Origin of the sequence: Mycoplasma sp. E35C, assembly GCF_019873825.1 — a bacterium.
Lineage (GTDB): Bacteria > Bacillota_I > Bacilli_A > Mycoplasmatales > Mycoplasmoidaceae > Mycoplasmoides.
Map to the genome: position 1 here is coordinate 804207 of NZ_CP068418.1, position 13110 is coordinate 817316.

Annotated in this window: 19 protein-coding genes; 4 read left to right on the forward strand and 15 right to left on the reverse strand. The window is 27.9% G+C overall.

What is annotated here, in order from left to right:
* The first annotated feature begins 8 nt into the window (after positions 1–8).
* Both JJE79_RS03280 and JJE79_RS03285 read left to right on the forward strand, forming a co-directional pair.
* A complete protein-coding gene (locus tag JJE79_RS03280) occupies positions 9–851 on the forward strand; it encodes an alpha/beta fold hydrolase (RefSeq protein WP_222926229.1) in 843 nt (280 codons plus the stop codon).
* The gene (locus tag JJE79_RS03285; RefSeq protein ID WP_222926231.1) at positions 838–1203 is read left to right on the forward strand and encodes an MG296/MPN423 family protein; all 366 of its coding nucleotides are present in this window, start codon (positions 838–840) and stop codon (positions 1201–1203) included. The genes JJE79_RS03280 and JJE79_RS03285 overlap by 14 nt, the downstream gene beginning before the upstream one ends.
* On the opposite strand, the gene JJE79_RS03290 is transcribed toward JJE79_RS03285, so the two are convergent.
* From JJE79_RS03290 to infA, 13 genes are read right to left on the reverse strand one after another with little or no spacing between them, the layout of a single operon-like run.
* Positions 1189–2067: a Cof-type HAD-IIB family hydrolase gene (locus JJE79_RS03290; protein WP_222926233.1), complete on the reverse strand. Its 879-nt coding sequence runs from the start codon at positions 2065–2067 to the stop codon at positions 1189–1191. The two genes, JJE79_RS03285 and JJE79_RS03290, sit on opposite strands and share 15 nt — an antisense overlap.
* An 8-nt stretch (positions 2068–2075) precedes the next feature.
* Complete coding sequence (gene pta, locus JJE79_RS03295; RefSeq protein ID WP_222926235.1) at positions 2076–3062, reverse strand: phosphate acetyltransferase; 987 nt, start codon at positions 3060–3062, stop codon at positions 2076–2078.
* Positions 3063–3093: 31 nt separating this feature from the next.
* Positions 3094–3918 carry a ribosome biogenesis GTPase YlqF gene (gene ylqF / locus JJE79_RS03300; RefSeq protein WP_222926237.1) on the reverse strand — a complete coding sequence of 275 codons (825 nt, stop codon included), beginning with the start codon at positions 3916–3918 and terminating at the stop codon, positions 3094–3096.
* A gap of 23 nt (positions 3919–3941) precedes the next feature.
* The gene (locus tag JJE79_RS03305; RefSeq protein WP_222926239.1) at positions 3942–5249 is read right to left on the reverse strand and encodes a YitT family protein; all 1308 of its coding nucleotides are present in this window, start codon (positions 5247–5249) and stop codon (positions 3942–3944) included.
* A 27-nt stretch (positions 5250–5276) separates the two neighbouring features.
* Positions 5277–5648 carry a 50S ribosomal protein L19 gene (gene rplS, locus JJE79_RS03310; RefSeq protein WP_222926241.1) on the reverse strand — a complete coding sequence of 124 codons (372 nt, stop codon included), beginning with the start codon at positions 5646–5648 and terminating at the stop codon, positions 5277–5279.
* Between the two features lie 5 nt (positions 5649–5653).
* The gene (trmD, locus tag JJE79_RS03315; RefSeq protein ID WP_222926243.1) at positions 5654–6358 is read right to left on the reverse strand and encodes a tRNA (guanosine(37)-N1)-methyltransferase TrmD; all 705 of its coding nucleotides are present in this window, start codon (positions 6356–6358) and stop codon (positions 5654–5656) included.
* Positions 6359–6361: 3 nt separating this feature from the next.
* A complete protein-coding gene (rpsP, locus tag JJE79_RS03320; protein WP_304618329.1) occupies positions 6362–6628 on the reverse strand; it encodes a 30S ribosomal protein S16 in 267 nt (88 codons plus the stop codon).
* 56 nt (positions 6629–6684) lie between these two features.
* On the reverse strand, positions 6685–7161 hold the full coding sequence (gene rplQ / locus JJE79_RS03325) for a 50S ribosomal protein L17 (RefSeq protein WP_222926247.1): 477 nt from the start codon (positions 7159–7161) through the stop codon (positions 6685–6687).
* A gap of 9 nt (positions 7162–7170) precedes the next feature.
* Positions 7171–8148, reverse strand: coding sequence for a DNA-directed RNA polymerase subunit alpha (locus tag JJE79_RS03330; protein ID WP_222926248.1), 978 nt, complete (start codon positions 8146–8148; stop codon positions 7171–7173).
* 17 nt (positions 8149–8165) lie between these two features.
* Complete coding sequence (rpsK, locus tag JJE79_RS03335; RefSeq protein ID WP_222926249.1) at positions 8166–8531, reverse strand: 30S ribosomal protein S11; 366 nt, start codon at positions 8529–8531, stop codon at positions 8166–8168.
* Between the two features lie 9 nt (positions 8532–8540).
* Positions 8541–8915 (reverse strand): 30S ribosomal protein S13, encoded by a 375-nt coding sequence (gene rpsM, locus JJE79_RS03340; RefSeq protein ID WP_222926250.1) that lies wholly within the window; start codon positions 8913–8915, stop codon positions 8541–8543.
* A 3-nt stretch (positions 8916–8918) separates the two neighbouring features.
* Positions 8919–9032 carry a 50S ribosomal protein L36 gene (gene rpmJ, locus JJE79_RS03345; RefSeq protein ID WP_011113890.1) on the reverse strand — a complete coding sequence of 38 codons (114 nt, stop codon included), beginning with the start codon at positions 9030–9032 and terminating at the stop codon, positions 8919–8921.
* 14 nt (positions 9033–9046) lie between these two features.
* Positions 9047–9259, reverse strand: a complete 213-nt coding sequence (gene infA / locus JJE79_RS03350; RefSeq protein WP_222926251.1) for a translation initiation factor IF-1 — start codon at positions 9257–9259, stop codon at positions 9047–9049.
* 570 nt (positions 9260–9829) lie between these two features.
* Here infA and JJE79_RS03355 point away from each other — a divergent pair.
* Positions 9830–10525, forward strand: a complete 696-nt coding sequence (locus tag JJE79_RS03355; protein ID WP_222926252.1) for a hypothetical protein — start codon at positions 9830–9832, stop codon at positions 10523–10525.
* A 194-nt stretch (positions 10526–10719) separates the two neighbouring features.
* Positions 10720–11178, forward strand: a complete 459-nt coding sequence (locus JJE79_RS03360; RefSeq protein ID WP_222926253.1) for a hypothetical protein — start codon at positions 10720–10722, stop codon at positions 11176–11178.
* A 167-nt stretch (positions 11179–11345) separates the two neighbouring features.
* Here the strand turns inward: JJE79_RS03360 and JJE79_RS03365 are convergent, their stop codons facing one another.
* Positions 11346–12065, reverse strand: coding sequence for a hypothetical protein (locus JJE79_RS03365; RefSeq protein ID WP_222926255.1), 720 nt, complete (start codon positions 12063–12065; stop codon positions 11346–11348).
* Positions 12052–12954, reverse strand: coding sequence for a hypothetical protein (locus tag JJE79_RS03370; protein WP_222926257.1), 903 nt, complete (start codon positions 12952–12954; stop codon positions 12052–12054). The genes JJE79_RS03365 and JJE79_RS03370 overlap by 14 nt, the downstream gene beginning before the upstream one ends.
* Positions 12955–13110 lie beyond the last annotated feature (156 nt).

Here is a 13110-nt window from a genome sequence, read left to right on the forward strand (position 1 = left end):
TAAAAATTATGGCTAAAGAAATAAAAGGCATTGATCTGCAACATTTAGATGTCAAAAAATCGATAAATAAAAACAACAATGTTAACTTAATTTTTTGTCATGGTTTAGCATCAGAGCCAAGAATGCATCATGATATTGTTGCTGATTTAAAGAATGTTAATTATTACGGATTAGGTTTTCCTGGTCATATTGATGTTGAAGCAAAATTTAGCACCAAAGAGTTAAATATCGTTTATTTTGCTAGATTGCTTGTTGGTTTTTTAAGAAAAAACAACAAGCTTAATAATATTATTTTAGCTGGACATTCAATGGGTTGCGCTGTGATTATGTTGGCCTTAAAAATACTTAGTCCATCTGAAAAAAAGAAGATTAAAAAAATTATTTTAGCAGCACCATTAACGATTACAACCGCTTTTACTGCATTAGGATTTAGCAAATATTTATTTACGGATGCTAATAAAATTAAAAGAAAAGAAATTAATAAATTTTTAAAAGATCTTTTTTATAACCATCAATATTATGTTGATCATTTTGAAGATTTTTTTGATTTAGAGTTTTATAAAAAACACCAAAAAGAACAGAAGAAAATTGTTTTATCAATCTTAAAACCAACAACAATTAAAAAGGTTATTGATGCTTATCATAAGTTTGATCAATACGAAAAAGTTACATTCATTACAGGCGATAAAGATCGTTTAGTTCCGTTTACAATCATTCATGCTTATATTAAGAATTTCTTTAAAAAAGCCAAGCATATTGAATTTTTAAAAGCAGGACATCTTTTGTTATTAGAACACAAAGATAAATATTTAGAATTAATTAATCAAGCAATCAACGATGTCAAATCTTAATTTATATATCAAGAACTTAAAACTATTATTAGATAGTATCAATCTAGAAAAACTAATTGAGAACTATAATAAAATTTTAGATAACTCAATGCATACTAGAATTTTGTACGACGATGATGAGTATGCTGAAATTGATTTTTTTGAAAAACCAATTGAAGGTGAAATTAACTTTGTTAAAAACCAATTAATTATTGAAGTTGATGAGCACATTAATGACATTTTAAAAACTAAGTTTAGTGAACAAAAAAAATTAGCACTATTACAAGACCAGTTTTATAATTTGATCCAAGCAATAGCACTAACTAAAAATTTAAGTTTAAAAAGAATTAATAAATTATTACAAAACGAATAATTCAATTGCGTCAGCAACAACTTGTGATGCTTTAGCATCTAGAATATTGGTGGCGTTATTTTGCACTTCTTTATGCGATGATTCTAAACTAACACTCACTCCAGTTACTTGAAACATTGAGATATCATTGAACGAATCACCAATACTCATTGTTTTTTTCAGATCCTTTTTAAGGATTTTATTTAGTTGTAAAATCGCATTACCCTTAGAAGTGTTGGCTGAATTTAATTCAAATGACATTGGCGAAACTGCAATACAATCACTTGAATCTAATTTAGTTAAACTAATGAATTTAGCTAAATAATCATTAATTGTTTCTTTCATCGTTTTACGATTAAAGAAGAAGATTAATTTGATTAAATCATCGTGGGCATTTAAATCATCGATTTCAATATAATTGTTCGCTGAAAATTCCCCTTCGTATAAAAACAATTCTTCGATGGTTTTTTTATCAAATTTCTTGTCCTTATCATATAGATAAATATTGTTATTAACATCATAAGATAAGACAATGCAATCTTTTTTAGTTTCTTTTTTGAATTCATCGATTGCTTTCATAACTTTGGTTTTAACTGATTTAGTTAAAAAGTTATTTTGAATGATTTCATTTTTTTCTAAATCATAAATAATTGCACCATTACAAGCAATGATGTATTTGGTTTTATCAGCTAAATCATACTTGTTAATAAAGTTAATTACATCCGAATGCTTTCGACCAGTAGCAATCGTAAAAGTAACATTTTTAGCAACAAGTTTTTCAATTGCACGAATTGCGTCGTCTTCAACGATATGTTCGCCGTTTTCATAACGAAGTAAAGTACCGTCAAGATCACTCAGCACTCATTCAATATTATTTTTAACCATGATGTTTATTATTGCATTTGACTTAAAGCTTGAGTTGCAGTAATAATAGCAACACTGTAAATTTCATTAGCATCAGCACCACGGCTTAGGTCATTAACAGGTTTAGCTAATCCAGTTAGAATTGGACCGATTGATTCATAACCACCCAATCTTTGGGCAATTTTATAACCAATATTTCCAGCATCAATGTTAGGGAAAACAAAAGCGTTAGCACCTTTTTCTCAATTTAAATGAGGAGCTTTTTGTTTTCTTACTTCTTCAACATAAGCAGCATCAAATTGCATTGGACCACAAATTGAAGCTAATTTAGCAGCTTCTGATTCTTCTAAAATCTTAGTTGCAGCTTTAACTTTATCAACAGATTCACCAGCACCTGAGTTCATTGTTGAATAACTTAGCATCGCTAAATTAACATTTTTAGTGTGTAAAACTGATTTACTGAAATTAATAGCAGCCTTAGCAATTTCAGCTAGTTCTTCAGCTGTTGGATAAATATTAATAGCACAGTCAGCAAATACTAGTTGTTCTTCGCCTTTTTCCATAATATTTACTGAAGCAACAATCTTAGCATCTGGTGCAGTTTTAATAATTTGTAAAGCAGGACGAAGGGTGTCTTTTGTTGTGTATTCTTTACCACACACTTCACCATCAACTTCTTGTAATTTAACTAATAAAGCAGCTAAAACATTTGGTTTTTTCACTTCTTCATTAGCAACTTCTAAGGTCATACCTTTCTTTTCACGTAACTTAAATAAATAAGTTGCGTATTTTGATAGATCCATTTTTTCAATTACATAGCGTTTGATAGTTGGATCAAAATCAGCTGGAATTTCATCAACTGTTCTAAAAATTAAAACTGGTTTAATTAATTTTTCAGCTACTAGTTTTTTAGCAGCTTGTTGAACATATGGATGTCATCCTTCAACCAATAAGATTTCTGGAGTTTTTTTAGATTCTCTGATTGTGTTCTTTAATTGTTCAATTAGTATACTCATAGTTTCGCGTTTGCTAAAATTATAAAAAATATTATTTTTTTTCATAATTTAGTTTTGTGATTTTACCTAATGAAATATCTTTAAAAAAATTCATGTAGGTGGCATTAAAATCAACTAAATTACCTTTATTTAAAAAACCTTTTTTGTGGGCGTAATCGTCAATGAAAGCAAAGAAGTCTTCTGGCAATTGTGTTTGTTGATAGCAATTCAATAATTCATCCTGGTAGTGTTGATATAAATATTGATAGCCAAATTGCAGCACTTCTTGCATCGGAATTACTTCTAGATTGATTAAGTTTAATAAACTTAATTTAGCTCCTAGTTCAAATTCATCAATCTTTTTATACAACACTCCAGGGGTATCATATAAAGTAAAGTTTTTATTAAGTTTAACAAAGCTTTGGCGTTTGGTTACCCCTGCTTTGTTTTCAACTTTATGATGGTTTTTCTTAATTAAAGCGTTAATCAATGAAGATTTACCAATATTAGGCAAACCAATCACCATAATACTAAAATGAGGGGTAACTAACCCCTTATTTTGTAATTTTTTAATCTTGTCACTAACAATTTGATAAATACGGTTGATTACGACATTATTAAAGTTTTTATCTTTAATACTGGTGATAATCGTGTTTTTATCATACTCATAATTTAAATCAGCCCAATCTGATTTAAGAGCAATGTTAATGATTGTTTTGTTATTAAAAATCTGTAATAATTCAGGGTTAGATGTTAAATTAATGGCTCTAGCATCAAGCACTTGAATGACTAGATCAATCTGTTTTTTAACCTTATTGATGTCATCCAAGGTTTTTTTCATGTGCCCTGGAAACCAGTTAATTTTGGAATGGTTCATAAATTATTATTGAGTAATATTAATTATTCTTCAGTAATATACATCCAACCATCAATACCACGGATTTGCGTAATTGAGATTAAACAATCCTTATCAACTTCACGGATTAAACGGATGATTCTTGGAATTTCAACGAATAGTGTTGTTGTTGAAATCATCTCACGTTCTTCTTTTGAAAAACCACCAACAATTTTTGATATTGACATCGTATGTGGGTGATGGTCTGAAAGTAAAGTTTGGCGAATGCGTTCAGAATTGTTTGAATAAATTTCAATCTTAGCCATCTTATATCTTGGGAATAAAGCATCCAAGAACATTGAAACAACTAATGCTGCTAATATTGAACCAATAAAGTTTGGTGAGAATAATAATGATGGTGCTCAAGATAATGATTTGAAATAGTTTTCGCTATTCGGAATCTTTAAGCCATCTAGTTGTTGTAAAACATGAGAAGCAGGAACGTATGAACCAATAATTACAGCTATTAATAAGGTTGTAAAGTTGGTATAGAATAAGATCCCAGCAATTGATTTACGTTTAATTTTTGCAACATACTGAGAAACAAAATCCATTCCTCCAGTAGAAGCACCAATTACGAATAAAATTGTGTATAAAACTGATGAAATTGATCCAGCAATAAACGCATATAAGAACATTGATAAGATCTTATTTACTTCATTATTGTTTTCTCAAATCAACGGAATATATCCTAGTTGTTTACCTAGATCAGTTAATACAAAAGTGTTGGTTTGTGGATTGTAAGATTCAACCAATTTATTATAAAGTTCAGTTAATTGGTTATTGTTATGAGCCACATGAACTTCGTGAATGATTGAACTATTTCCTGCAGTATTAATCGTAAAAATCCCAACATCAGAAATCCCTGGAATAAATCCAAAAGTTAGCCCTACTAAGTTTGCCAAAACAACATAAATTGTTGTTAGGATCGTAAAGCGTTTACCAACTTTAAAATAAGAAAAGATGATGAGCGGGATATTAATAAGAATATATAAAACCCAGAAGGTTAAATTGAAAATTAAGTCCTTCGGTAAGTTTGCAGGCAAGAAAACAAAAAGTGTTCTTGCTAACCCTTGGGTTAATGAAGAAACACCTAAATTATATAAACCTGAGTTGCGAATGAAAAATAAACTAACTAAACCTTGGATTACTGAAATTACAACAATTAAGATAATTCTTGTTCATAATTTCTTTGGTCCATACAAACCAGCAAAATTTAATAAAGAAGATCGTAGTCTTGTACGACTGACCGTAACTTTATTTAGCGAATCAGCAAAATTAGCCAGTTTATCTTTTGAGCTCTTTAGAGACATAGAATCACTCTAAGGTTTTAACACCAATTATTTTTTAGTAACAACTTTTTCTTTAATACGAGCAGATTTACCAGAACGATCTCTCATGTATGAAATGTAAGCTCTTCTAACTTTACCTTTACGTTTTAATTCGATTTCAATGTTTGGGTTGTGAACATGGAAGTTTTTTTCCACACCAACACCACTAGATTCTTTACGAACGATGAAAGTTTCAGATAAACCTGAACCTTTTCTTCTTAAAACTAAACCATCGAATTTTTGAATTCTGGTTTTCTTTTCATCAGCAATCTTAATTGATACTGAAACCATATCACCTACTTGGAAGTTTGGAACGTTTTTCTTTAATTGTAGGTTATTAACGTAATTGATAATTGTGTGTTTGTTAATTTTGTTTGACATAGTAATTACTTCTTATTTGATATGTATTTTAGATACAGATCTGGTCGTTTTTTCATTGTATTACGAACGGCTTGAATTTGATTATACTTATTAATCAATTCATGATTGCCACTCATTAATACTTCAGGAACTTGATGACCTTCAAAGTTTGAAGGTTTGGTGTACATCGGATAGTCTAAGAGGTAATTATTAAATGATTCGTTGATTAAACTATCTTTATTAATTACATTAGGCAACAACCTGACGATGCTATCAATAATGATGAGTGCTCCCAATTCCCCGCCTGTTAAGACGAAGTCACCCACGGATAACGCTCCATCTACATAATGATATATGCGTTCGTCAAATCCTTCGTATCTTCCTGAAATTAAGATTAAATCATGATCAGATTGACTTAAAGCAACTGCTTTTTTTTGATCATATACTTCTCCTTGTGGTGAAAGTAAATATGATTTAATCTTTTCTGGGTTTTTGAATTTAGTTTTTTTAATATCTCGTAAGCAATTAACCAACGGTTCTAGTTTTAACAACATTCCAGCTGATCCACCATAAATCGTATCATCTACGGTTTTATGCTTGTCTGTTGCATAATCACGAAAGTTAATTACTTCAAGCTCTACAGCATTCTTGTTTAAGGCATTTTTGATAATTGAGTAATCAAAATAAGATCTTACAAATTGATCAAAAAGCGTTAAAACAACAATCTTCATAACCTAAGCTTTTTTAAGTTTAGCTTCTGTATATTGTTTTCAAATTCCTTCTTTTGAAAGAATTGATTTTGCTGTATCAGTAGGTTGTGCACCTTTTTTAAGTCATTCGATAGCTAATTGACCATTTAGTTTGTTAGTACCGTTAATTGGATCAACGTGACCAATTAATTCAATATAACTACCATCGCGTTTTACTCTAGAATCAACCACAACCATACGATATGATGGTAATTTGTGGCGTCCCAGACGCATTAATCTAATTTTTACCAAGTTTATATATCCTTAATTTTATTAACCAAAATATTATAACATATCGTTAAGTAAAATTACTTAACTGGTTGTTCAGCTTTTGCTTCAGTTGTTGGTTTAACTTCAACTTTTTTTACAGCTGCAGCTGGTTTTTTGGTTGCTTTTTTCTTTTTAGCACTATACTTAGGAACTTTATCAACGAATTGTAAAATTGCCATTTCAGTAGCATCACCCATTCTAGCACCTAATTTAAGCACACGAGTATAACCACCTGGACGGTCTTTGAATACTGGAGCTACTTTTTTAAACAAGTGATCAACTAGTTCATCTGCTGAACAAACTTGAGTGTTTAATAAAATTGCTTTTGCTTTTCTTCTGTTTGCGATTGTATCTTGTTTAGCAACCGTAATCAGTTTTTCTAAATGCTTTTGAGTTTCTTTTGCTTTAGTTAAAGTTGTTTGAATTTCGTTATAACTTAAGCAATCACTAACTTGTTGACGAATAATCATCAAACGAGTTGATGTAGTTTTACCTTTTTTATTAATGTATGACATAGCTAATTATTAGTTATTCTTAAGTTTTAAATCGTACAGTTCACTTAATTTCTTATTAATTTCACGAACTGATTTTTTACCTAAATTACGGATATTTTCAATTTCAGATTTAGAACGTGTTACTAATTCTTCAACTGTTTGAATCCCGTGACGTTTTAGACAATTGTATGAACGAACAGTTAAATCTAATTGTTCAATTGGAATTGAAAGTTTTTTGTTCTTTTCTTCAACATTCTTTTCGTTTAAAACTTGAATATCATGTAATGATTTATTGATATCAATTAATGGTTTTAAATGGTCAGAAAGAATTTTTGAAGCCATTCCGATTGCATCACCAGATTTAATTAAACCGTTAGTAGCAACTTCAATAATTAATTCATCAGTTAGTACATCTGAAGTTTTTTCTTCAACTTGGTAACCAACTTTAATAATTGGACTGAAGTTTGAGTCTACTGGAATGATCGATAATGAACCGATTTCAGCACGGTTATCAGCAGCAGGTTTAAAACCACGACCTCTAGTTGCGTAGATGTCAATGTTTAATTCTGCATCTTCTGATAAAGTACAGATTTCTAATTCTTTGTTAATAATTTCAAATCCAGGAGGACATTCAATGTCACCAGCTTTAATAATTCCAGCTTTTTTAGCACGGATTGTCATTACTGGTCATTTTTCAATTGGAGTATCGATTAAGTCTTGATCGCTAATCACGTTGTCGTTAATTCAAACAACTAAGTTTTTAACATTCAAAACGATTTCAGTAACGTCTTCTTTAACGCCTGGAATAAATCCAAATTCATGTGAAGCACCCTCAATTTTAAGAGCAAACACAGATGAACCTGGTAAATGGCTTAGCATTACTCTTCTTAAAGCGTTACCAATAGTTACACCAAAACCTCTTTCTAAAGGTTTGATGATGTATTTACCATAGTTTTTGTCGTTATCTTCTTTAATAACGTTGATGTTATATCGCAGAAATTGTTGCATGTTATTCCCTTTAATAATTAACGAGGTTTTTTAGGAGGACGGCAACCGTTGTGAGGAATTGGTGTTACATCGTGGATTTCAGTAATTGTTAATCCACAAGCAGCCAATGAACGAATTGCAGTTTCTTTACCTCTACCAACACCATTTACATAAACTTTAACAGTAGCTAGACCCATTGCCATAGCTTCTTTAGCAGCTTTTTCAGCAGCTACACCAGCTGAGTAAGGTGTTTTTTTCTTAGCACCTTTATACCCAATTGCACCTGAAGATGATCAAGTTAAAGCGTTACCATTAATGTCAGTGATGGTAATAATTGAGTTGTTTGAAGTTGCGTGAATGTGAGCAATCCCATTGCTGGCAACTGTTTTTTTCTTCTTAGCCATAATTTCTTATTACTTACTTTCAATTTTCTTGTTAGCAACGGTTTTTCTTGGACCTTTACGTGTTCTTGCGTTTGATTTAGTTCTTTGACCTCTTACAGGTAAACCTCTTCTGTGACGAAGTCCTGTATAAGAACCAATTTCCATTAAACGTTTAATGTTTAATGCTACTTCACGACGTAAATCACCTTCTAGCATGTAAGTGCTAGCAACAGAACGAATTAGAGCTAACTCTTCGTCAGTTAGGTCTTTAACTCTTTTGTTTGCGTCGATTTTTGCTTTTCTTAAGATTTCTTGAGCACGAGGTTTTCCAATTCCATAAATATAAGTTAATGAAATTTCCACGCGCTTATTGTTGGGAATATCGATTCCTAAAATACGTGCCATATTCTATCCTTGTCTTTGTTTGTGTTTAGGGGTTTTGCAGATAACTCTTACAACCCTTTGACGTCTAATAACTTTGCAATCCTTGCAAATTGGTTTTACTGATGATCTTACTTTCATAGTTATTGTTTTGATTAATGACGATAAGTAATTCGCCCTTTAGTTAGATCATAAGGGCTAAATTCAACTTCCACACTGTCACCAGGTAAAATACGAATTTTGTGCATTCTAATTTTGCCTGAAACATGTGCTTCAATTAAAAGATTATTTTCTAGTAATACTTTAAATTTGTCACCTTTAATAATCTCTTTCACAACACCTTTTATACTGAGGTTTGATTCTTTCATTATGCTATTTAGCTAAATTGTTCCTTTTATAAGGCTGCTTAAATAAGATGGTTTGGTTTATTTGGATATGATTAAGCAATCATTAGATTGACTAAACATTTTCAAATACATCATGTATATATAAAAAATACAATATTGATGAAGGTAATCAATATTTAAACAACCGTTATATATTTTACCACGAAATGTAGCTTTTTTAAGAGCTAAACCAAGAGCTAAGTTTATTTATTTTTTATTATTCTGGTTGGGTTAACATATATTTTTTAATTAACAATATTTATTGAAAATTTAATTACCTTTTTTGTTAATCAAAAGACAACCTATTTTTTTATAAATCAATAAAGTGTTTGAAGGTTATTATTAAAATAAACTATCCTTAGAAAAATTCAAATTTAATTAGATAAATAAGGATAAATTATGAAGGATGAAATGATTAAAATTGTTTGCTTACTTAAAGCAATACTTTAATATTTTCATTCCAACTAAGATTTTGATGTTTCATTTGAAAAACAAGGAAAAAGTTATTAAAGACTTTTTGATTTTAATGTTATTGTGAACACTTTTTAAAAGATGAATATGAATCCACAATTAACAAATAAGACTGTTCTTTTTAAAACTAAACAATTCTTGTTGCTAGTAATCACATATTTGATAGCAATAACTATTGGTACACTTGGTTTATTCTTTTATTGAAAACAGCATAGAACAGAATACTTATACACTTTTTATCGTCTTTTTCCTTGAGCTGTTATTTTAGCTTTTTCAATAGTTATTGGTTTAATTTTCTTTTTAACTAAAACTAAACATAAAATTTCATTGAAATTAATTGAAAGAAAAAAGAACTTTTATTTAGCATTTTCTGTTGTTGAAATAATTCATTTTTTATTATCATTTTTAGTCATTTTAACCGTTGTTTTATTAGAAAAATGAAAAAATAAATACGTTATTTACTGAACAGAAACAATACCAGCTGCATTAAGATATAGAGGACTTGATTCTGATATTCCCACAACAAATGATTGGTTTTTAACCATTCAATGATGAAGTTTTTATAACTATGGATGGTTAAGTGCTTATGGTTGAAATATTATCTGATTTTTTGTTGGTTTAATTTGGTTTTTTATTTATTTAAAATTGCCAATTCATACAAAACATAAATACTTATCAATATTTAGTTTTTTATCTTTAATAATAATTCATCTTGATTATGAAAATTTTTTAGAAAAAACAAAAGAAAGTTTTAGATTGTTTAATAAAAGTTATTAATTAAAAATTGTTGTTTTTTTCGTAAATAATTAATGAAAACACCTAAAAATATTTTTATAACAAAACAATTTTTGTTATTTGTACTAGTTTATTTTTTATCTATATTAATTGGTTCATTGGGAATATATTTTTATTGAGATAAACACAAAAGAGAATTCTTATTTGATTTCTACTGATTCTTTCCATTAGCTATTATGCTAGTCTTTTCTTTATTTTGTTTTGGAATTTTTTTCTTTACAAAAACCAAACATACATTACCTTTACACTTAATTGTTAATAAAGGTTTGTTGAATACCATATTGTTTATTTTTGAATTAATCCATTTAACAATAACTATTGTTATTTGTTTATTATTGTTATTATTAGCAAACCAAACTAAAACTTTTCCTTTTTGAAATTTATATATAAACGAAAATAATATTGATCAAGCTAATGATTGGTTCCAAGAAATTAATTTTAGATTGTTTCGCCTTTATGGTTTTTTAAGTGCTAAAGGATGAAATATAGTTTGATTTTTATTAGCTTTAATGTGAATATCGATTTATTTAAAACTTTTAGTTTATAAAAAGAAAAAAGCCTTATCACTAATTTGGTTTTCAAGCATTATTGTTGCTAATTATTCTTATGAAGAATTATTAAATATAAAAATTTAATTAATTAAATTCATTAAATATTTTTTATATTACAAATTAAAAAAAATTAAAAATACACGGTAATTTTGATATAAATTGAAATTAATAATTTATTTTTATTAATCAACTAAAATAAAAAAATTCATAAAAAATCCGCACTAATGAGTGCGGCTTTTTTTATTAAAATTTTAGTTTTGATAAATCTTTTTGTTTATAACTCAGGGAAACAAAATTAGTGGTATTGCTGATTTTTTATTTTTTAAATTTAATTTATCAACAATATTTTTAATCCTTACCAAATCATAAATAAAGATTATCATCTTGATAAGAATTGATAAGAGAAAAATAGCCAACATTATATAAGCAACCGCATTATATTCAGTTGTTAAATAATTTTTATAAAAAGAATCTTCATAAGTAGATAATATTAAAAATGAACCTAATAAAATTAATGTTCCAAATATTGTTTTTGTTAAATTTATTGAAAATAAAAAATGGAATTTTTGTTTGTTTCAATTTAAATCTCGATCCTTATTAAGATTATTAATTCTTTTGAAGATTAGACCATCGATAATTATTGATAACAACGGAATGAATGAAATAAAAGTTCAAAAAACATTAATTCTTGCTAGTTCATTAATGTTTTTACTTAATACAACTTTGTTTATTCAATAAACAAAGTTAGCACCAATAACAAAGGATAAAGTGAAATAGTTTACTAATCCAAATAAAAATAATCCTTTGATTAAATCTTCTTTATTGTTTAAATAAATTTGATCACTATTATTCATTAAATATCTAAACAATAATATTGATGTTAAAAATAAAATTAAAGTAGCAGCAAGAATACAATTAAGAATTAAACTGCGATAACTCATAAAGGTTAATGCACTTTTAATTGACTTCATTAATATTAACCTCTTTATTTGAGTTGTTTTCTTCTATATTCACAAAGAAACAATCATTTTCATACATTGATTTAGTTAAAATTCATGGAAAGAAAACAATTTTATAAAATTGATGCTTATTGTTGTTAAATTGATTTAAGAATGATTTTTGTTTGTTTGCAAAATCATCTGAAAAAAGAACTATTCCAATAATTAAACATAAAACTATTATTAACAAAGAACAGCTAATTATAAAAAGAAAAAGATTATATAAATCTTGATGAAAAGCAAATAATTCTTGTTGTCCTGATCAAAAAGCAAAAGACAATAAGATTGTTAAAATTGCTCCAAATATTGTGCTTGTAATATCTATTGATATCTTAAAATGAAAGTTTAAATCATTCTGATTAATTTTTCGATTTATCCTACTTTGTTCAAGAATTTTTAAAATTCTTATGAATTCATTTGATATAGTAACCGTAAACAATCAGTGTTCTTCACGTTTTGATAACTCATCGTTTTTAACAGAATTTTCAATAGAACGGTTGTAAATAAAACAATCGATTATAAATCCTATTAATGGAATAAATGATAATAAAACCCATGCAAAATTAATTCTTGTATGTTGCTTAATTAAGCTTCTTAAACTAATTTTATTGATATAAAAAACAAAAGCCATTCCATAAGAATAACTAGATGCAACAAAGAAAACAAAACCAACACTGGAAGTAAGATAACTAAAAACAATTGATGATAAATCGTTTGTATCATCTTTGGTTAGTTTTGCATCACCATTAAAGTAATTCAAATAAAACAACAAGAATATCAAAATGAATAATAATGCTAAAAACTGGCAAACACAACTTCGATAACTAATAAATCTTAATATTCTTCTTGTTCTAAATTCCATTATTAACCATATTTAATTTGACAACTTAAAATTAATGCTTAATTTTAAGGATTAAATCAATTTTATTAAGGGTTATTTACTTTGTCAATTTTTTAATCTGAAATTAATTAAAATTTGGTGAACATAAAAAAACGCAGGACATGTGTCCTACGCAAA